Genomic DNA, 18,996 nt, shown 5'->3' on the forward strand with positions numbered 1-18,996 from the left:
TTGCCGTCGGCAACCCCGGCGCGGCGCTCAGAGGATCATCCCCGCCCCCACGGTGTCGTTGGTGCTCTCGTCGATGAGCACGAAGGCGCCGGTGGCGCGGTTGCTGGCGTAGGGGTCGGGGTGGATGGGCTGGGCGAGCCGAAGGCGCAGCCGGGCGATGTCGTTCATCCCCAGCTCGGTGGCCGGTTGGTGCGTCAGCGCGTTGAGGTCGATGCGGTGCTCGATGGCCGCGACCCGGGCGCGAACCTCGCGGGTGGTGTGGCGCAGCAGGTAGTGACGCGAGGCCGACAGCGGACGCTCGGCGAGCCAGCAGAGATGGGCCTCGAGTTCGCGCCGGGGCGCCGGCGCCTGATCGGGGCGCACCAGCAGGTCGCCGCGCGAGATGTCGAGTGCATCCTCCAGCAACAGGGTGACGGACTGCTCGGGCCCGGCCTCGGGCTGACCGACCCCGCCGATCTGGATGTCGCGCACCCGGCTGGTCCGCCCCGAAGGCAACGCCATCACCGCATCGCCGACGGCGATGGCGCCGGACTCCACCCGCCCCATGTAGCCGCGATAGTCGTGCAGCGCCGGATCGGCAGAGTCGCGCGGGCGACAGACGTACTGCACCGGGAAGCGGAAGACGTCCGGGCGCGTGCCCTGGGCGCTGGGCGCGCACTCGAGCAGCTCGACCAGGGTCGGCCCCCGATACCAGTCGAGGTGCGCGCCACGCTCGACGACGTTGTCGCCGTGGAGCGCCGAGATCGGCACGAAGCAGGCCCCCTCGATGCCGAGCCAGGCGGCGAAGTCGAGGAAGTCGCGCCGGATGCGCGCGAACACCTCGGCGTCGTGATCGACCAGATCCATCTTGTTGACCGCGACCACCAGATTGGGGATGCCGAGCAGGTGGGCGAGATAGGCGTGGCGCCGGGTCTGGGTCTGCACGCCGCGGCGCGCGTCGATGAGGATGATGGCCAGATCGGCGTTGGAGGCCGCGGTGACCATGTTGCGCGTGTACTGCTCGTGGCCGGGGGCGTCGGCGATGATGTACTTGCGCGTGCCGGTGGTGAAATAGCGGTAGGCGACATCGATGGTGATGCCCTGCTCGCGCTCGGCGGCGAGCCCGTCGGTGAGCAGCGACAGGTCCACCCCGTCGAGCCCGCGTCGGCGCGAGGTGGCGGCGAGCGTCTCCAGGGTGTCGGCGAGGATCGCGCGGGTGTCGTGCAGCAGCCGACCGATGAGCGTGCTCTTGCCGTCGTCGACGCTGCCGCAGGTGAGAAAGCGCAGCAGGCCGTGGTCGTCGATCTCGGGGAATGCGTGTGGCGATGACATGGGGTGTCCTCTCAGAAATAACCGGCCTTCTTGCGTTCCTCCATCGAGGACTCGCTGGTGTGGTCGTCGAACCGGGTGGCGCCGCGCTCGCTCTGGGTGGCGGCGGCGGTCTCGGCGATGATCGCCTCCAGGGTGTCGGCCTCGGAGGCCACTGGCGCGGTGCAGGTGATATCGCCGACGGTGCGAAAGCGCACCCGCAGCGTCTCGATGCGCTCGTCCTCACGCGCCGGGGTCAGCGGGGTGACCGGACGCAACCGCGACCCCACGCGCACCACCGGGCGATAGTGGGCGAAATAGATCGACGGCAGCGCCAGACGCTCGCGGCGGATGTACTGCCAGACGTCGAGTTCGGTCCAGTCGCTGATCGGGAAGGCGCGGATGTTCTCGCCGGGGTGGGTGCGCGCGTTGTAGAGGCTCCACAGCTCGGGGCGCTGCTGCTTCGGGTCCCACTGACCGAAGGCATCGCGCAGGCTCATGATCCGCTCCTTGGCGCGCGCCTTCTCCTCGTCGCGACGCGCCCCGCCGATGCAGGCATCAAAGCCGAACGCCTCGATCGCCTCGAGCAGCGTCACCGACTGGTGACGGTTGCGCGACTCGCCCGGGTCGCGGAGCACCACCGAGCCGCGCGCGATCGAGTCCTCCACCGAGCGCACGATCAGCCGCGCGCCCAGCTCGGCGGCGCGCTCGTCGCGGAAGGCGAGCACCTCGGGATAGTTGTGCCCGGTGTCGATGTGCAGCAGCGGGAACGGCAGCGGCCCGGGGCGGAAGGCCTTCTCGGCCAGGCGCAGCAGGCAGATCGAATCCTTGCCGCCGGAGAACAGCAGCACCGGGTTGGCGCACTGTCCGACCACCTCGCGCAGGATGTGGATGGCGTCGGCCTCCAACCAGTCGAGATGGCTGAGCGTGCGGTTACGTGAGGGTGTCAGGGTGGTCATCTCTGGCCTGTGTGTCGATACGATAGGGCCCGCCCCGGCCGACGGCCGGGACGTGCTCGGGATGGCGTCGATCAAGGCGACGGCGCGTCGTGCTCGGCGCGGCGGTGCAGCCCGCACTCGCGAGTCTCGGGCTGCTCCCACCACCAGCGTCCGGCGCGGATGTCCTCGCCGACGGTGATGGCGCGGGTGCAGGGGGCGCAGCCGATGCTCGGATAGCCCTGGTCGTGGAGCGGGTTGTAGGGCACCTGATGGGCGCGGATGAAGGCCCACACCTCGCCCTCGCTCCAGTCGATCAGCGGACTAAGCTTCTCCAGCCCGTGCTCGGCGTCCCAGGCGCGCGGCGCCAGACCGACGCGGGTGACCGACTGCGCCGCGCGCAGCCCGGTGATCCAGGCCGCCTGCCCGGCCAGCGCCCGTCCCAGGGGTTCGAGCTTGCGCACCCGGCAGCACGCCCGGCGCGCGGCGATCGAGTCGTAGAAGCCGTCGATGCCGTACTCGCGGACATAGTCGGCGACCGCCTCGGGGCGCGGCGCATAACGCGTGATGCGGATGTCGTAGTGACGCTCGACCCGCTCGATCAGCGCCAGGGTCTCGGCCGGCAGTCGCCCGGTGTCGAGGGTGAACAGACCGATGGGCAGACGCTCGCGGCAGATGACCTCGGTCAGCACCATGTCCTCGACGCTCAGGCTGGTGGCGAAGACGATCGGCGAGTACGCGCGGCACGAGGCGCGCAGGCGCTCGACCAACTCACGCTCGCGGGCGACCAACTGTTGCGGCGTCGGGGCACGACGATCAGCCATGGGCCACCTCCCGCGGCGCCGCGGCGGCGCGCAGCTCCAGCGCCGCGCGGAAGGGCGCGGTGCCGACCCGGCGCACGGTGCCGGCGAAGGGCTCGCCGGGCAGGCGCCAGTGGTGATGGACGCCGAGCAGGGTGTCGATCACCTCGGGCACCTCGGCGGCCGCGAACGAGGCGCCCAGCGGCTCGCCGAGCCGCGCCCCGCGTCCGCCATGCCCGCCGATCAACACCTGATAGCGCGCCCCGCCCTGCTTGCGCAGCCCACGGATGCCGATGTCGGCGAGGTTGTGGTGGACGCAGGCATTGGGGCAGCCCGAGATCCGCAGCGTCAGCGGGCCGATGTCGCGCAGCGCCGCGCGATCCTGGAAGCGGTCGCGAATCGCCGCGGCGATCGACTGCGGATCGCCGTGCGCCAGATCGCACTCGCGAATCCCCGGGCAGGCGACGAGATCGGTCAGCAGCCCGACATTGGCCTCGGCCAGCCCCTGGGCGCGCGCCTCGGCCCAGAGCTCGAACAGCCGCGCGCGCCGCACCTGGGGCAGCACCACCTGCTGCGCGCCGGTCAGCCGCGCCTCGTCGTCGCTCGCCGTCTCGACCACCCCGGCGAGCCATTCGAGCTGCGCCGCCGACAACCAGCCGGGCGGCACGTCGCGCCCCTTGGTCGAGAGGGTGACAATGGCGCGCTCGGGATCGCGCTGGGCGCGCACATTGGTCGCCACCCAGTCGCGATAGTCGGCCGGGCCGGTGGTCGCGACGGGCTGCGCCGGCGGTTCGGCGGGAACGGGCCCAACGGCGAAGCGGCGCGCCGCCGCGGCGACCTGCTCCCGGTCGAGGGTCCCCGGGCCGTCGCGCAACCCCGCCCACTCGCGCGCCACCCGGTCGGCGAAGGCCGCCATGCCGATGCGTCGCACCAGGGTGCGCAGCCGCGCGCCGCCACCGTCGCGGGCATGGACCCGCAGCACCGCCTCGCTATAGGTGAGCAGGTGCGGCCAGTGGAGGAACCCGGTGAGTTCTTCGGCAAGTCGCGCATCGCGCCCCAGCCCGCCGCCGACGAGCACGCGAAAGCCCAACTCGCCGCGCGCGTCGCGCACCAGATCGAGCCCGAGGTCGTGCGCGGCCAGCGCCACCCGGTCCTCACGCGCGCCATTGATCGCGATCTTGAACTTGCCGGGCAGACGCGAGGCGAGCGGCAGGGTCTCGCGCCAGCGATCGAGCAGCGCGCGCCACGGGCGCGGGTCCTCCAGCTCGTCGCAGGCGACGCCGGCCAGCGGGTCGAGGGTGATGCCGCGCACGCAGCCACCCGAACTCATGAAGCTCGACAGCCCGACCTCAGCCAGCTCGGCGAGGATCTCCGGCACCTCGGCGATCGCCGGGCCGCTGAACTGGAGGTTCTGCCGGGTGGTGAGACGGACGCCGCCCAGCCCGCGGCGGTGGGCGATGCGCGCCAGGGCGCGCAACTGCGCGGCGTCGAGCCGGCCATCGCGCACCGCCACGCGCAGCATGGTGGTCTCGCGCAGACGATAGAGCCCGTGCATCAGCCGCAGCGGGCGGAAGGCCTCTTCGCTGAGACGGCCATCGAGATAGTCACGGGTGAGGTCACGGAAGTGTTCGACCCGTCGTCGCGGGTCGAGTGGGGCAGCGGAGGTCTGTTCGGTCATCGGGGTACTCGCTGGAGATATCGATGGCGGCGATGCTAGCGAGCGCCCATAAGACAAAAAAGGAATTTATCGTTATCTTGATATTCCTTTGAGTTATTTAGAGCCCCGATGAACCTGCAACAACTGCGTTACGTGCACGAGGTCGCCCGCCAGGGGTTGAGCATCTCGGCCGCCGCCGAGGCGCTCTTCACCTCCCAGCCCGGCGTCTCCAAGCAGATCCGCCAGCTCGAACAGGAGTTGGGCATCGAGATCTTTCGCCGCCAGGGCAAGCGGCTGGTGGCGGTCACCGAGCCGGGCCGGCACGTGCTGGCGATCGCCGCGCGGCTGCTCGGCGAACTCGACAACCTGCGTCAGGTCGGCGCCGAGTACAGCAGCGAGAGCGCCGGCAGCCTCACCATCGCCACCACCCACACCCAGGCACGCTATGTGCTGCCGCCGGTCATCCACGCCTTCATGGCGCGCTATCCCGATGTCCGTCTGTCGCTGCGCCAGGTCAGCCCCACCCGGGGCTGCGAGCTGGTGGTCGCCGGCGAGGCCGACCTGGTGATCGCCACCGAGGCCGTCGCCGAGACCCCGGAGCTGGTGAGCCTGCCCTGCTACGAGTGGAACCGCTGCGTCATCGCCCCGCTCGGCCACCCCATCCTCGACACCTCGCCGCTGTCGCTGGAGGCGATCGCGCGCTGGCCGCTGGTGACCTACGACAGCGCCTTCACCGGGCGCGGGCTGATCAACCGCGCCTTCCGCGCCCGCGCGCTGGAGCCGCGCATCGTCCTCACCGCGCTCGACGCCGACGTCATCAAGACCTATGTGCGCACCGGGCTCGGCATCGGGCTGATCGCGCGCATGGCGCACGACTCCGAGACCGATCACGGTCTCGGCGTGGCCGACGCCAGCCATCTGTTCGACACCAGCCTCACCCGCATCGGTCTCCGTCACAAGGCCTGGCTGCGCGGTTACGTCCATGCCTTCATCGAGTGCTTCGCCCCGCACCTCACCCGACGGGTGATCGAGCGCGCGCTGAGCGAGACGGGGAGCGCGTTCAGCATCTGAGCGCGCGACGGACGACGGGACGAGCGCGCCGCCCCCGCCCCGGGGGCAAGGGCGAGACGGCGCACGCGGGAGGACTCAGGCGACGCGGTTGCGCGACGTGCCGGCGAGGAAGGCGGAGATGTTGGCGGCGATCTCGTCGACCATGCGCTGGCGCGCCTCGCGACTGGCCCAGGCGATGTGGGGGGTGACGATCAGGTTGGGGATCGTGGGGTCGAGCAGCGGATTGCCCGCGCGCGGCGGCTCGACGCTCAGCACGTCGACCCCGGCGCCGCCGATGGTGCCGGCGCGCAGCGCCTCGGCCAGCGCCTGCTCGTCGACGATCCCGCCCCGGGCGGTGTTGATCAGCAACGCGTCGCGACGCATCAACCCCAGCTCGCGCGCGCCGATCAGCCCGCGCGTCGCATCGGTGAGCGGACAGTGCAGACTGAGCACGTCGACCCGCGGCAGCAAGGCCTCCAGCATCAGCCGCCCGACGCGCAGCGCCCCGCCCGGGCGCTGCGCGACCAGCACCTTCATGCCGAAGGCCTCGGCCACCCGCGCCACCCCGCCGCCGAGATCACCCAGCCCGACGATCCCCAGGGTGCGCCCGGCGAGTTCGCGGATCGGGTAGTCCATCACGCAGAAGCTGTCGTGACGCTGCCAGGCCCCGGCGTCGATCGCGCGCTGATACTCGGGCAGCCGGGTGGTCAGCGCGAGGATCAGCGAGAAGACGTGCTGCACCACCGAGGGCGTCGCGTAACCGGCGACATTGGCCACCGCGATGCCCAGCTCGCGCGCCGCCTCCAGATCGACGTTGTTGGTGCCGGTGGCGGCCACGCACACCAGCCGCAGCGACCGCGCCCCGCTCAACGCCTGCCGGTCGAGCACCACCTTGTTGGTCACCACCACCTCGGCATCGGCGATCCGCGCCGCCACCTCGGCGGGCTCGGTATAGGCATGACGCCGCCACCCCTCGCACACCCCCGCCAGCGCGGAGAGATCGAGATCGTCCCGATCGATCGTCGCAAGATCGAGCAGGACACCATTCTTCAGGGACATTGCAACACTCTTGGGAGAAAGGACTTGGTGGGATCATACCGAGGGGGTGGGAGGGGCGTCATCCGGGTCGGCGCAGGAGGGTGCTCGGGATGGTCATCAACCACGACGCGACTCAAACGGCACCTGTTCGTGGTACACATCGAGCGATCGCCCGTCGGGCCACCCAAGAGGAGAGACGCACCCATGAGCATTCCTGACCGCATCAAGAGCCGTCTGCGCAAGGACCGCCCGATGACCAGCATCACCTTGCGCATCCCCGTCGACGTGGTCGAGTCGCTCAAGGAGATCGCGCCACTGCGCGGATTCTCCGGCTATCAGGCGCTGCTCAAGCTCTACGTCAGCGAGGGACTGCGGCGCGACGAGGCACGCTACGCCACGGACCAGACCGCGCGATTGATCGCGGCCCTGAAGAAGCGCGGCGTATCGGAGAGGGTGCTGGCCGAGGCGGCGATGGAGGCCGAGCGCGCGGCGCATTGAGGATCGATGGGTTCACGCGCCTCGCTCATCCCTCCTCTAACCTGCTCGACTCACGAAACCTGAACTCGGGCGCACCGGAAGCCAAGGTTGCTGCCGCGGACGTCGGGCCCGCCCCTGCTGCGGCAGGCGGAACGACAGTACCGAGCTTCGGAGTCCCAGGAGCCCCCGCGAATCACCCGCTTCGCGCCAACCTCGGTCGGACCTTCAGGGTCGACCGCCATAGTCGGCTCATAATGACGTAGACCATCGGCACACAACTCCCAGACATTGCCGAGCATGTCGGTCAGGCCCCAGGGATTCGGCTGCTTCTTGCCCACCGGATGAGTGCCGAAGCGGGGATTCGGATGCTGCATATCAAGCCAGGAAGAAGGGTAGACCCCCTCTTTCAACTCGAAATCGACGCCGCTATTACCACCGTACCAAGCGATTGGGTCCAACGCCGGAGAATTATTTTCGCCAAGGATCTCGATAGGGCCGGTGTAGAGCGCGGTCTCGGTGCCCGCCCGGCAGGCATGCTCCCACTGGGCCTCGGTCGGGAGACTCAGTCCGAGGTCGGAAATCCGCGCATTGATCCGATCGATGAAGGTCTGTACATCGTCCCAGCTCACCTGCTCGACGGGGCGATCCGGGCTCTTGAAGCGGCTGGGGTTCTCGTCCATCACCGCCTCCCACAGCGCCTGGGTGCAGGGTGTATCGAACAGCCAGAAGCCGCGCGAGATGATGACCGCATGCCGTGGATGCTCCTGCTCGAACAAAACGCGCTCTACATCGCTCTCGGCCAACCCCTGGGTCTCCTCCTCCGGCGAGCCCATCCAGAACCGCCCCGGCGGAATCCACCGCAGCCGCTGCGTGACCGCATCCAGGGTGAAGGCGACGAAGACACCGTAACGGTCCTCGCCCCACTCGCTCGCCCACGCGGGCGGGCAGCCGTTGATCAGCGGATGCAAGGACGGATCGATTGAGAGGACGCTGGTCATCTGAACCCTGTCACCTGATTTCGCCAGCCGGAGCCACGCCGGCACGACGAAGCAAAAATGAGCTGCCGCGCGCGCCCCACCACCCGACGAATGACGACCGCCTCGCGGACAATACCTTGAATCCCATTGCCGTCATGGCGCCCGCCGCCGCTCGACGGCCCCTTTCAGCGTTGACGATCGAGATCGGGGCGACCCACCGGCGAGCCTTCGCCGGGCGACTGCACCGGCGACCGGCACACCGGCGGTCATTGGGTTGCGGCATCGCGTCAACCGTGGTCGATGCCGGGTCTCGCGCAAGCCCCCGCAATCATCAACCTTGCCGCGCCGGGTGGTCGGTGGGCGACCGCCCTCGCCGGCCGGTTCGTAGGCAATGCAGAGGACCCAGGCGCTCGCGCCGCCGTCCTCGATCAGATGACGCTCGACGGACAGGATCCGCTGGGCGGCCAGAAAGCGGTTCAACGCCTCGGCGGTCGCCTCACCCCCGTGGATCGGGATGGTGAAGAAGCGCAATTGCATACAAGATGTCTCCGGTTAGCGAGCGGGCGCGCACGCCGGGCGGCTGTCGGAGCAGGCCATCCCTGGCCATCGCTCTCCGCTCTTCCTAATCCTCGCCTGGCTCACAAGACCTGAACTCGGGCGCACCGGAAGCCAAGGGCGTAGCTGCCGAGGTCGGGCTCGTTCCTGCTGCGGTAGGCGGAACGCCAGACCCGCGCAACGCCGAGCCAGGAGCCCCCGCGGATCACCCGCTCCGCGCCGAATTCGGCGGACTCCCAGGCCGAGCCGTCTTTAGGCGCACCTTCGTAAGTGCCGTGCCAAGCGTCCTGCACCCATTCGTCAACATTGCCATGCATCTGGTAGAGGCCCCAACCGTTTGGGGCCAGCGCCTTAACCGGGATGGTCTCCTTCTGGCTGCGACCGTAATTGGCATGCTCCGGGGTGATGGTCTCGCCAAAGCTGAAGGCCGTATCGCTCCCCGCCCGACACGCATACTCCCATTGCGCCTCGCTCGGCAAGATGAAGCCCGGAATGCGCTTGTTCAGCGCCGGTAAAAACTGCTGCTGGATGTCGTCCCAAGCCACCTGCTCCACCGGCCGCGCCGGGTCCTGAAAGCGACTCGGATTCTCCAAACCCAGGGCCACCCACAGCGCCTGGGTACAGGGCGTATCGAACAGCCAGAAGCCTTGACCGACGGTAACCGAATGTTGTGGCCCCTCAGAGTCCCGACGCCCCGGTTCGTCCTCCGGCGAGCCCATCAGGAAGCGACCGGGCGGAATCCAGCGAAGACGCTGGATGACGGGCTTCGACACGTTCTCGGGAACTGCTTGCGGCGCTTTATTGGGTGATACCGGCTCGATCTGGATCTCGGCCCAGAGACCAAAGCGATCGCGCCCCATGGCGCTAGCCCAGGCTGGCTTGGCGCAGCGCTGCAAACGCAGGACCTCGCGATCGGAGCGGATCTCCAGCCCCGACGCATCCGGCAGTTCAGCCGAGTCCGAAGCGGCGATGTCGAGTCGCAACAATTGCGGTTTGACGTGCCCCTGCCCGGCTGCGCGAGACGGAGCCGTCCCGCCCCGGCCTACTCCGCTCCGCGGGCCGGGTCGCGCCAGCTCCACTCGCTCCGCCTCCGGCGTGCCTGACTCACGGACCTGAACTCGGGCGCACCGGAAGCCAAGGTTGCTGAAGCGGTTGTCGAGCCTGCTCCCGTCGCGGAAGGCGGAACGACAGTACCGCGCCTCGTAGACCCAGGAGCCCCCGCGGAACACCCGCTCCGCGCCGGATTCGGCGGACTCCCAGGCCGAGCCGTCTTTAGGCGCACCTTTGTAAGTGCTGTGCCAAGCGTCCTGCACCCATTCGTCAACATTGCCGTGCATCTGGTAGAGCCCCCAACCGTTTGGAGGCAATGCCTTGACCGGGACGGTCCCCTGATGATTGCCAGCGTAGTTGACCTGCTCGGGGGTGATGGTCTCGCCGAAACTGAAGGCCGTATCGCTCCCCGCCCGACACGCATACTCCCACTGCGCCTCGCTCGGCAGGCTCAACGCCAGTCCCGGCAGGCGGGCATTGATCGTCTCGATGAAGCCTTGAACCTGATTCCAGCTCACCTGCTCCACCGGACGCTCCGGACCTTGGAAACGGCTCGGATTCTCGCCCGTCACCGCCTCCCACAGGGCTTGGGTACAAGCGGTCTCGAACAGCCAGAAGCCCTCCTGAAGCGTCACCTCATGCCGCGGTCCTTCATTGTTGCGGCGCTCTGGCTCGCCCACCGGCGACCCCATCCAAAAGCGCCCCGGCTCGATCCAGCGCATGCGCTGGATGACCGGCTGACCGGTCTTGTCCTCGATCGCGAATTCCACCCAGGCACCGTAGACGTCCCAGCCCCAGTCGGTGGCCCAACTCGGGGGCTCACAGGTCTCCCAGAAACCAGATCTCGACGTGCACGACGGCTCAATCCAGATTATCCCGTTTTGTGTCCAAAGCTCAGCCAGCAGACTGTTCTCTCTGGCTACTACCTGCGTTTCGGTTACCGATTCAAGATCGAGAAAAGCGCCTCGCTGTTGAATCTGGAGGCGTCGCAAAGGCGCGCTCGATTGTTCAATGAGGGCGGGATTCAACGAAAAAGATGGCTGAAAACCGGGCTCACCTTTATGCAGCAACCAAGTCAAACGTTGTAGCCGCGGGCCAACCTCCGGATCTCCCCAGAAGTCAGCTCCAGCCCGTCGCTCAACGCGCCCGAACCAACTTCGATCCGCGTCCGACATGCTCGCCACCGCCTCTTGGGACTGTTCTGCGAACTGGGCAAAATACCGTCGGGCCAGCACTAAATCCGCCGCAAGATCCGTATGGCAACGCAAATTATCCGGAAGGTTGAGTAACTCTTCGAACCAAACTTCTTCTGAAAGATACCCGCGCCAAGCACGAAGCAAACAGGCGAAGCGTCGTTGCAAATCCACAGGCACCTTTTCGGCGAATCGCCACCGAAAGTGTTGTGCCCGCACCGGGTCAAGGGTGGCTCCGGCGGGCGAGCGTGATTGCAGATCAGGATGTTGCCAAACATCCGACTCGGTACCCGCATCGGCGGCACTCGGGGGAAGCAGCAAGCGGGCGGCACGCAGCAGACCGGGCTCGATTCGCACAGCGGGTGACACCAGCGACAGGAGCCTCGTCGCCCGATCACTCAGACTGTCTTCTAGCTTCCGTAGACGTGGACGCTCCCATGGAACAAGCTCCCAAACTCCGGCAAGTGCTGGGGGACAGCGCTCCAGTGGCGCTGGCAACAGCGCGACAGGAGTACAACCAGCGATACGCAAGTCACAACCAAGACGCTGCCAAGCGTTGGTCAAACCGACCGCTACTTTAGTTAGGCAACCCAGATCACCCAATACGAGGACAAGCGAGCCGGATGGTAGCGAACCATCGTTGCCCAGATCAGCATTCGTAAAGACCTCCGACGGATCATCTCGATCGCGCAAAACAAGACGGTGCAGCATATGCTCCGGGATAAGTCCGCGTAGCGCCTGGTGCACGTTGTACTGATCCAGGCGGTACGGGACGAGGCGATCCGAGCGGTCTTCGATCAGATAAAGTGCAGGCCCCCAACGGCGACGCCGCTCACGCGGCAGTTGGTCGATAAATTGACCTCGGCTGATGCGGTGAACGACACGCTCTAGGTCTGGGTTCTGTCCTTGTTGGGGCAGACACAACCATCGGCGCAACCGCGGCTCTAGCTCGCGCCATGCGGCAAGCGGCGGAATCACAGGTGCTTCTTGGGGCCGATTGGTCCAGCCAGAATAGCAAGATATCCGAGAACCGGTTTTACCAACCACGGGCTCAGACGAAGGGGCATTACTCTCCAGGGTCTGTACCCGCCAAAAGCGTGCTGAAAACAATGTCCGCTCAGTTCGCCAGCGCAATTGCTCTGTACCGGTGACATCACCACTTGCCAAGACCTCAGACAGATCATCACCATCTGACACATCCGAGTCTTGGCGTGCCGGCACCCAGCTATAATTGCTCAATTCGGCGATAGCACGAGCCATTTCCCAGTCACCCGCAGCCAACGGACCGACTAGATCCGCCCGACCACAGAGGCCAGCTACCCTAAGCAGTCTCTTCGTCGGGGAGCGTTCGGAAGGCATCGGTATGTTTCTTGAGCACAAATTCGGCCACCGATTCAAGCAGGGCTTCCTGCTCTTTAGCATCGGACGCGCTGAAGACCACTGCGCGCACTAGGTCCAGGTACTCAGCTTGGCCGGGCAGTGGCAGCCAATGATTCCCGCGGGCAGTCTCACGATCGGCGACCAGCATCTCGGCCGCACGCTTGAGCACATTGGCGGATACATTGCGCCCGAAATGGACTCGACCACGCGCGATCAGCAAGTCTGCCAGGCGCTTAGGATCGGTCGGCAAGCACAGATGCAGTACCAGACAACGCCGGATAAATGCGTCAGGCAATGAGCGCTCTTCGTTAGTGGTAATGATCACCAGCGGGGGCGTCCCTTTGGCGGTTACCTGTCTCGTGCTGCCCTGAGGCTGAAAACAACCCGCTCCAAGCGCCTCCAAAAGACCATTGGGGACATCGGCCTCAGCCTTGTCGATCTCGTCGATCAAAACGACACAACCCTGGGCAGGGTCCCCGCCATCAGGCTGAGGCGGCGACTGTACGTCGAGGTGCCCGGCTTGATCAAGAGCACTCTCCCAATCGAATGCCCACCACAGGGCACGAGGACGTAGAAACCGCTCGATGGCAAGGTGCCTTTTGAGGGACTTTATCGCCTGCTTCTTCGAACCGCTGGTGCTGGTCGGCCTATCAGCACTGGCGCACTGGCCACGCGTCGCCCCGAGCAGTTGGGCCTCGGCCAAGCGGGCTACAGCATCGAACTGCCACAGAAGATCCCGCGATTCGGTACGAGCATCGACCGTATGGGTGACGAAGGCGCGGCCTAACCGTTTCGCCGCTGCACGCGCCAGTTGTGACTTGCCAATACCAGGTTCGCCGCGCACCAGTAGCGGACGGCGAGCCGCCAAAGCAGCATTGATAGCACGTACCTGACGGGGCACCAGCTCGTGAACTGCCTCTGGCATGTCTCCCGTCGGCTTCAAATGCACGATTGGGTTATCGCCTATCTCAAGAAATTTCACGCTCTTTCTCCGGCGCATCGTAAAGGATCGAGCGAAGCTTTCCATAGCGTTCGTATTCTGCTTTCAACGGCATTTCACCTGCTAGGCGAAGGAAGACCAGGTGCGGGAAATCTTTCTTGAGGCCAGCAATATCTGCCTCCCGTTTTTGGCGCACATCGGCGTCACCCTGATTGAATGGCACAATGTAATAAAAAGTCACAGGCTGACGCTTATCTTCAGACTTTCTCTTAAGCTCATAGGCAACAGTATCAAGCAGTTCACGCTCAGCATCAAAAAAAGCCGCAGAGCGCAGATCTTGCGGAATGAATTTTTCTTTGAGGTAGTTACGAAAAAGGTCTGCAAATCGCCCATCATCCCTCGCAAAACCTTGAATGAGCATATCGCGCCAATCGCGCGTAAAATATTGATTATCAGAATCGCGACCCGCCTCAGGAGGCTCGGGAATATGGTAGCATCCCTCGGGCCACTGTAGATCAGTCACGGACTTTCGACAGTCGGCTGGCCGCTTATCGGCAGCCGCCATGATAATCTCGGCCAAGGTCGTCAATTTAGTAGGCAAAGCAACGATCGGGATCTCAACCATCGCGCGCTCCCGGCGCACTCTTCCAACCACAGAGGCATCCCACAGTGCAGGTAGAATCGCGAGCACAAGATCTCTCGCCAACCTGGCATCACTGTTTTTTTCAGCCGCACGCAAACGAAACTGAATATCGAGGAGAAAGGCGAATAGCGACTCAAGTGGCGGGGTTTGATTGATCAGCCGATCCACGACTGTCATAGCCTCCCCGCTACACTGAAGCGCCAAAGCAAGCTCTTGGGTTAGATCAACGCCACGCTCCAGCAGCGAGAGAAGATATTCCATAGCCCTCCGTCGGCGTTCCCGAGCTTCGTCTAGACCAAGCAGCTCACGAAACTTTTTGTTATTAAGCAGGAGAAATGAAGGGACAGCCTCCAACTTCTTTCCGGAGTATTTTGGGGAAACTTGCTTGACCACACCGACAATGACACCATCGACGAATACAGGCATACCTGAGGCGCCCCGCCAATCCTCCTCACGCTCCGGCTGAGCATCCTCGATCAGCGTAAAAAACGGCTGATTATCAGCCATACGACAAACCTTGCCTCCGAAGTCCCCAGGTTCACGGATTCCGTTACGCGTGTCGGCACGAGCAAACCCGGCACTCTCCCATTTACTGCCCGAGTGGGGTGGCGTTTCGGATAACGTACAGTGGGCATAATCGCGAAGCGCCTGTGGGATAGGGCAGCGAATGAGTGCCGCATCGAGATCGCCCGATCCTTCCCAGACCAAATCAGCTTTGTCTACCGTTTGCCAACAGTGCTTTTCACAGCCATAACGGGAAAAGAACCAGCATAGACGGATCTTGGCTCGATGGTTACGTAGGGGCGGATTCAAGACATGCCGAGCGGTTAATACAAGATCTTCTGCCACCGGATAACCTGTGCCAATAAGGCCAGGTTGACGGTCTTTTGATGTACCCGAGCCACGCTGGGTAGGAACAAATATGGCGACAATCAGATCCTTCTTCACCGCGCACCTCAAGAGGGAGTGGTCGAATTATCTTGGCAGATCATACTCGTCGGAAACTTCAAAGCTCTCCTCACTCCTGGCATGGCGCGGCTTGAGAGTGAGTTTGAGACGATGGGTCTGAACACTACTCGCGCTTGCTTTAGCTTCCGCGTCACACACCCAGAACTTGACTTTTCCGCCGCCCCCCCCCTCTTTTGTTGCCGAGATTTCGACTTCAAGTTCGACATCGCCAAGTTCAAATCGGAGTTCGGAATCTGCGCCTTTAGAGCGAGCAATTAGCAGCTCTGATCGCAAATCCGTCAGCATCTCGGCTAACGTAATCTTTTTAGTCTGACTCATCGCTTCAATATCCGTAGATCTTAATGATTACCCTGCGCTAAAACGCTAGCGCAAAGGCATAGCTTTGTCCACACTCTACAGCAAATCAGAGCGTTGACGCGCAGCACACGGTTTGCTATCGGCAGGCTGACTATTCTGCTCAAGCACACATGAGGCTTATGCCGTTTGGCATGCCCACATCAACCCCTTCGACAGCAAGCCCAAAACTGGCATAGCGCAAGAACATAAAGCCGACCCAAGATGAGCGAGTAGATGATAACGATCTCGTGGCGCATCTCAGCAGACACCACGCAGTCCGAAAGCGGAGCTCGAAGAAAAATGCGTGACCAGATCGGGCGGAATAAGGAAAACACAGAAATGACAGACACAAAAAAAAGCGGCCCTGCCAAAGCAGAGCCGCTTTTTTCTATTTTGGTCGGGGCGAGAGGATTTGAACCTCCGACCACCTGAACCCCATTCAGGTGCGCTACCAGGCTGCGCTACGCCCCGTGAAGAGACCGATATAGTATCGGGCTAGCGGTCTCTTGTCAACGCCTCAGAACCTGAAGGATCTCTTCGAGTTCCAGACGCATCTGCCGGAGCAGTTGGTGCGTCTGGTTGAGGTCGTTGCGTGCGCCCTCGCCGCTGAGCTGCTGACGGGCGCCACCGATGGTGAAACCCTGGTCGTAGAGCAGGTTGCGGATCTGGCGCACCATCAGCACGTCGTGGCGCTGATAGTAGCGGCGGTTGCCGCGCCGTTTCACCGGTTTGAGCTGGGGGAACTCCTGCTCCCAGTAGCGCAGCACGTGCGGCTTGACGCCGCACAGCTCGCTGACCTCACCGATGGTGAAATAGCGCTTGCCGGGGATGGGCGGGAGTTCGCCCTCCCCCTGGCTGCCGACGCTACCTTTCGTTTCCGGCATAGGCTTCCACCCGCGATTTGAGCTTTTGGCCTGGACGGAAGGTGACGACGCGACGCGCGGTGATCGGGATCTCTTCCCCGGTCTTGGGGTTGCGGCCGGGGCGCTCTTTCTTCTCGCGCAGATCGAAATTGCCGAACCCGGACAGCTTGACCTGTTCGCCGCGCTCGAGCGCGGTACGGATCTCCTCGAAGAACATCTCGACGATGTCCTTGGCCTCGCGCTTGTTGAGCCCCAGTTCGTCGAACAGATGTTCAGCCATGTCGGCTTTGGTCAAAGCCATACCGTCAATCCCTCAATCGTGCGTCAAGTTCGGACGTCAACCGGGCCAGGATGCGGCCCACCGCGTCGTCGATCACTTCTTCGGTAAGTGTCTGAGAAGAAGCCTGTAAAATCAATCCCAAAGCCAGACTTTTTCGTCCTTTCTCGATGTTGTCGCCGGCATAGACGTCGAACAGCACCAGGTCGCGCAGCAGCTCGGAGCCGGCAGCGCGGGCGCAGGCGGCGACGGCGGCGAAGTCGATCTCGGCATCGACCACGATGGCGAGATCGCGACGGATGCTGGGGAAGCGCGAGATCGGGCTGAAGCGCGGCGCGACGCCGAGATCCAGCGGGGCCAGCTCCAGCTCGAAGAGGAAGGCGTTGCCGTCGAGATCGAGTTCGGCGGCGAGCGCCGGGTGGAGCATGCCGATCCAGCCGATCGGCGCGCCGTCGCAGTCGATGCGCGCGCTCTGCCCCGGGTGCAGCGCCGGGTGGGCGGCGGCGACGAAGGCGAAACGCTCGGGCGCGCCGGTGAGCGCGAGCAGCGCCTCGACGTCGGCCTTGAGGTCGAAGAAGTCGGCGGCGCGCTCACCCTGCCCCCACTGCTCGGGCGCCACCGCGCCGAGGCTCAGGCCACCGATGGCCTCGCGCTGGGCCAGTCCCTCGGACTCGGGGATGAAGCGCAGCCCGCTCTCGAAGATGCGCACTCGCGCCTGCTGGCGCGCCTGGTTGTGACGGGCGCACTGCAGCAGACCCGGCCACAGGCTGGTGCGCATGCAGGAGAGTTCGCTGCTGATCGGGTTGGCGAGCTTCAGCGGCTCGCGCTCGGGGTCGATGCGCGCCTGCAGCTCGGGGCCGACGAAGCTGTAGGTGATGACCTCGTGATAGCCGCGATCGACCAGCGCGAGTCGCGCGCGATCGGTCTCGAAGGCGCCCTCGGGCACCGGACGCATGGCGCTGTTGGTGGTGGCCTGGCGCACCGGGATGTTGTCGTAGCCGTAGATGCGACCGATGTCGGCGATCAGGTCGACCTCGTGGAGCAGGTCGAAACGCGCACTCGGCGGGGTGACGCGCCAGCCGCCCTCGACCGTCTCGAGCGTCATGCCGAGACGCTCGAGGATGTCGACGATGGTCTCGCGCTCCAGCGCGACGCCGAGCACCTGCCCCACCCGCGCCTCGCGCAGGGTGAGCGCGGCGCGTTGCGGCAGCGCCGACTCGGCCACCGCCTCGACCACCGGGCCGGGGGTGCCGCCGGCGATCGCCAGCAGCAGCGCGGTGGCGCGCTCGATCGCCTGGCGTTGCAGCTCGGGGTCGACGCCGCGCTCGAAGCGGTGCGAGGAGTCAGTGTGGAGGCCGTAGCTGCGCGCCTTGCCGCTGACGGCCAGCGGCGAGAAGAAGGCGCTCTCGAGGAGCACGTCGCGGGTGTCCGCGCCGACGCCGGAGCCGGCCCCGCCCATGATGCCGGCGACGGCCAGCGGACGGCTGGCGTCGGCGATCACCAGGGTGTCGGCGCGCAGCTCGATCTCGCTGTCGTCGAGCAGCACGAGGCGCTCGCCGGGGGCGGCCATGCGCACCTGAATCTCGCCCTCGACGCGGGCGAGATCGAAGCCGTGCAGCGGCTGGCCGAGTTCGAGCAGCACGTAGTTGGTGACATCGACCACCGGGGAGATGGCGCGCACGCCGCTGCGGCGCAGCCGCTCCTGCATCCACATCGGCGTGGCGGCGGCGGGATCGATGCCGCGCACCACGCGGCAGAGATAGCGCGGACAGGCCTCTTCGGCGAGCAGGCGGACCTCGACGCGGTCGTCACAGGCGGGCGCTACCGGGGCGAAATCGGGGCGGGTGAGCGCGGCGCGGTTGATCACCCCGACCTCGCGGGCGAGCCCGGCGATGCTCAGGCAGTCGCCGCGGTCCGGGGTCAGGTCGACCTCGATGCAGTGATCGTCGAGCCCCAGCCAGGCGCGGAAGTCGGCGCCGATGGGCGCGTCCTCGGGCAGCGGCAGGATGCCCTCGGAGGACTCGGCGAGGCCGAGTTCGCTCGCCGAGCAGATCATGCCGAAGGACTGCACGCCGCGCAGCTTGGCCTTCTTGATCTTGAAGTCACCCGGCAGCCGCGCGCCGATGGTGGCCACCGGCACGCGCATGCCGGCGGCGACATTGGCCGCACCGCAGATGATCTGCAGCGGCTCGTCGCCACCGACATCGACGGTGCAGACGCGCAGCTTCTGGGCGTCCGGGTGCTGTTCGAGCGCCTGCACCAGACCGACCACGACGCCGCTGAAGGCGGCCGCGGCGGGCTCCACCGCGTCCACTTCCAGTCCTGCCATGCTGAGCTGATCGGCCAGAGTCTGAGTATCGACCGGCGGGTTGACCCACTCCCGCAGCCATGCCTCGCTGAATCGCATGTCCCGCTTTCCTGTGCTTCGGTCCCGGCGCGCGTCGGTGCCGGGGCCTCGATGAAGATGTTGGCGAAAGGCCGAGCGGCTCGGCGCTTTCCGTGGCACCCGCGGGTGCCGTCCCGAGCGGAGCGCGGCGCGCGCCTGGGCTCAGGCGCGCGGCGCGCTCCA

General features: G+C 65.6%; 16 protein-coding genes and 1 tRNA gene. 2 read left to right on the top strand and 15 right to left on the bottom strand.

Translation table 11 applies throughout. The features are described 5' to 3' along the window. Positions 1-27: 27 nt before the first annotated feature. From EBL84_RS15950 to EBL84_RS15965, 4 genes are all read right to left on the bottom strand, one after another. On the bottom strand, positions 28-1,311 hold the full coding sequence (locus tag EBL84_RS15950; protein WP_123141702.1) for a sulfate adenylyltransferase subunit 1: 1,284 nt from the start codon (positions 1,309-1,311) through the stop codon (positions 28-30). 11 nt (positions 1,312-1,322) lie between these two features. Beyond that, a complete protein-coding gene (gene cysD, locus EBL84_RS15955) occupies positions 1,323-2,246 on the bottom strand; it encodes a sulfate adenylyltransferase subunit CysD (protein ID WP_123141703.1) in 924 nt (307 codons plus the stop codon). Between the two features lie 71 nt (positions 2,247-2,317). Then, positions 2,318-3,046, bottom strand: coding sequence for a phosphoadenylyl-sulfate reductase (locus EBL84_RS15960; RefSeq protein ID WP_123141704.1), 729 nt, complete (start codon positions 3,044-3,046; stop codon positions 2,318-2,320). Then, positions 3,039-4,700, bottom strand: coding sequence for a nitrite/sulfite reductase (locus tag EBL84_RS15965; protein WP_123141705.1), 1,662 nt, complete (start codon positions 4,698-4,700; stop codon positions 3,039-3,041). Before EBL84_RS15965 ends, EBL84_RS15960 begins: the two co-directional genes overlap by 8 nt. A 108-nt stretch (positions 4,701-4,808) precedes the next feature. Here EBL84_RS15965 and EBL84_RS15970 point away from each other — a divergent pair, with 108 nt between their 5' ends. Next, positions 4,809-5,750 (top strand): CysB family HTH-type transcriptional regulator, encoded by a 942-nt coding sequence (locus EBL84_RS15970; protein ID WP_123141706.1) that lies wholly within the window; start codon positions 4,809-4,811, stop codon positions 5,748-5,750. Positions 5,751-5,825: 75 nt separating this feature from the next. Here the strand turns inward: EBL84_RS15970 and EBL84_RS15975 are convergent, their stop codons facing one another. Beyond that, positions 5,826-6,788, bottom strand: a complete 963-nt coding sequence (locus tag EBL84_RS15975; protein ID WP_123141707.1) for a 2-hydroxyacid dehydrogenase — start codon at positions 6,786-6,788, stop codon at positions 5,826-5,828. Between the two features lie 183 nt (positions 6,789-6,971). Between EBL84_RS15975 and EBL84_RS15980 the strand changes: the two genes are divergently transcribed. Next, the gene (locus tag EBL84_RS15980; protein WP_123141708.1) at positions 6,972-7,265 is read left to right on the top strand and encodes a hypothetical protein; all 294 of its coding nucleotides are present in this window, start codon (positions 6,972-6,974) and stop codon (positions 7,263-7,265) included. 50 nt (positions 7,266-7,315) lie between these two features. Here the strand turns inward: EBL84_RS15980 and EBL84_RS15985 are convergent, their stop codons facing one another. The 10 genes from EBL84_RS15985 to pheT form a co-directional block, all read right to left on the bottom strand. Then, a complete protein-coding gene (locus tag EBL84_RS15985) occupies positions 7,316-8,242 on the bottom strand; it encodes a formylglycine-generating enzyme family protein (protein ID WP_123141709.1) in 927 nt (308 codons plus the stop codon). A gap of 132 nt (positions 8,243-8,374) precedes the next feature. Next, positions 8,375-8,758, bottom strand: a complete 384-nt coding sequence (locus tag EBL84_RS16965) for a hypothetical protein (protein ID WP_148040319.1) — start codon at positions 8,756-8,758, stop codon at positions 8,375-8,377. A gap of 101 nt (positions 8,759-8,859) precedes the next feature. Then, positions 8,860-11,943 (bottom strand): formylglycine-generating enzyme family protein, encoded by a 3,084-nt coding sequence (locus EBL84_RS17415; RefSeq protein WP_223807043.1) that lies wholly within the window; start codon positions 11,941-11,943, stop codon positions 8,860-8,862. A 397-nt stretch (positions 11,944-12,340) separates the two neighbouring features. Continuing rightward, on the bottom strand, positions 12,341-13,381 hold the full coding sequence (locus EBL84_RS16000) for a MoxR family ATPase (RefSeq protein WP_123141714.1): 1,041 nt from the start codon (positions 13,379-13,381) through the stop codon (positions 12,341-12,343). Continuing rightward, positions 13,368-14,930, bottom strand: a complete 1,563-nt coding sequence (locus tag EBL84_RS16970; RefSeq protein WP_148040320.1) for a serine protease — start codon at positions 14,928-14,930, stop codon at positions 13,368-13,370. Before EBL84_RS16970 ends, EBL84_RS16000 begins: the two co-directional genes overlap by 14 nt. 27 nt (positions 14,931-14,957) lie before the next feature. Continuing rightward, on the bottom strand, positions 14,958-15,269 hold the full coding sequence (locus EBL84_RS16010; RefSeq protein ID WP_123141711.1) for a trypco2 family protein: 312 nt from the start codon (positions 15,267-15,269) through the stop codon (positions 14,958-14,960). A gap of 412 nt (positions 15,270-15,681) precedes the next feature. Further along, positions 15,682-15,758 (bottom strand) — tRNA-Pro (locus tag EBL84_RS16015). A 38-nt stretch (positions 15,759-15,796) separates the two neighbouring features. Next, the gene (locus EBL84_RS16020; RefSeq protein WP_005220610.1) at positions 15,797-16,171 is read right to left on the bottom strand and encodes a MerR family transcriptional regulator; all 375 of its coding nucleotides are present in this window, start codon (positions 16,169-16,171) and stop codon (positions 15,797-15,799) included. Next, complete coding sequence (ihfA, locus tag EBL84_RS16025; RefSeq protein ID WP_005220608.1) at positions 16,152-16,451, bottom strand: integration host factor subunit alpha; 300 nt, start codon at positions 16,449-16,451, stop codon at positions 16,152-16,154. The genes EBL84_RS16020 and ihfA overlap by 20 nt, the downstream gene beginning before the upstream one ends. A 4-nt stretch (positions 16,452-16,455) precedes the next feature. Further along, a complete protein-coding gene (gene pheT / locus EBL84_RS16030) occupies positions 16,456-18,834 on the bottom strand; it encodes a phenylalanine--tRNA ligase subunit beta (protein WP_123141712.1) in 2,379 nt (792 codons plus the stop codon). Between the last annotated feature and the right edge of the window lie 162 nt (positions 18,835-18,996).

Origin of the sequence: Marichromatium sp. AB31, from assembly GCF_003718685.1 — a bacterium.
In the GTDB taxonomy this organism is placed as follows: Bacteria; Pseudomonadota; Gammaproteobacteria; order Chromatiales; family Chromatiaceae; genus Marichromatium; species Marichromatium gracile.

Bases quoted from the DNA above. Each gene is read 5' to 3' on its own strand.
- EBL84_RS15960 (WP_123141704.1), bottom strand. From the start codon at position 3,046: ATGGCTGATCGTCGTGCCCCGACGCCGCAACAGTTGGTCGCCCGCGAG.
- EBL84_RS16020 (WP_005220610.1), bottom strand. From the start codon at position 16,171: ATGCCGGAAACGAAAGGTAGCGTCGGCAGCCAGGGGGAGGGCGAACTC.
- EBL84_RS16965 (WP_148040319.1), bottom strand. From the start codon at position 8,758: ATGCAATTGCGCTTCTTCACCATCCCGATCCACGGGGGTGAGGCGACC.
- EBL84_RS15950 (WP_123141702.1), bottom strand. From the start codon at position 1,311: ATGTCATCGCCACACGCATTCCCCGAGATCGACGACCACGGCCTGCTG.
- pheT (WP_123141712.1), bottom strand. From the start codon at position 18,834: ATGCGATTCAGCGAGGCATGGCTGCGGGAGTGGGTCAACCCGCCGGTC.
- EBL84_RS16010 (WP_123141711.1), bottom strand. From the start codon at position 15,269: ATGAGTCAGACTAAAAAGATTACGTTAGCCGAGATGCTGACGGATTTG.
- EBL84_RS15975 (WP_123141707.1), bottom strand. From the start codon at position 6,788: ATGTCCCTGAAGAATGGTGTCCTGCTCGATCTTGCGACGATCGATCGG.
- EBL84_RS15985 (WP_123141709.1), bottom strand. From the start codon at position 8,242: ATGACCAGCGTCCTCTCAATCGATCCGTCCTTGCATCCGCTGATCAAC.
- EBL84_RS15965 (WP_123141705.1), bottom strand. From the start codon at position 4,700: ATGACCGAACAGACCTCCGCTGCCCCACTCGACCCGCGACGACGGGTC.
- EBL84_RS15980 (WP_123141708.1), top strand. From the start codon at position 6,972: ATGAGCATTCCTGACCGCATCAAGAGCCGTCTGCGCAAGGACCGCCCG.
- ihfA (WP_005220608.1), bottom strand. From the start codon at position 16,451: ATGGCTTTGACCAAAGCCGACATGGCTGAACATCTGTTCGACGAACTG.
- cysD (WP_123141703.1), bottom strand. From the start codon at position 2,246: ATGACCACCCTGACACCCTCACGTAACCGCACGCTCAGCCATCTCGAC.
- EBL84_RS15970 (WP_123141706.1), top strand. From the start codon at position 4,809: ATGAACCTGCAACAACTGCGTTACGTGCACGAGGTCGCCCGCCAGGGG.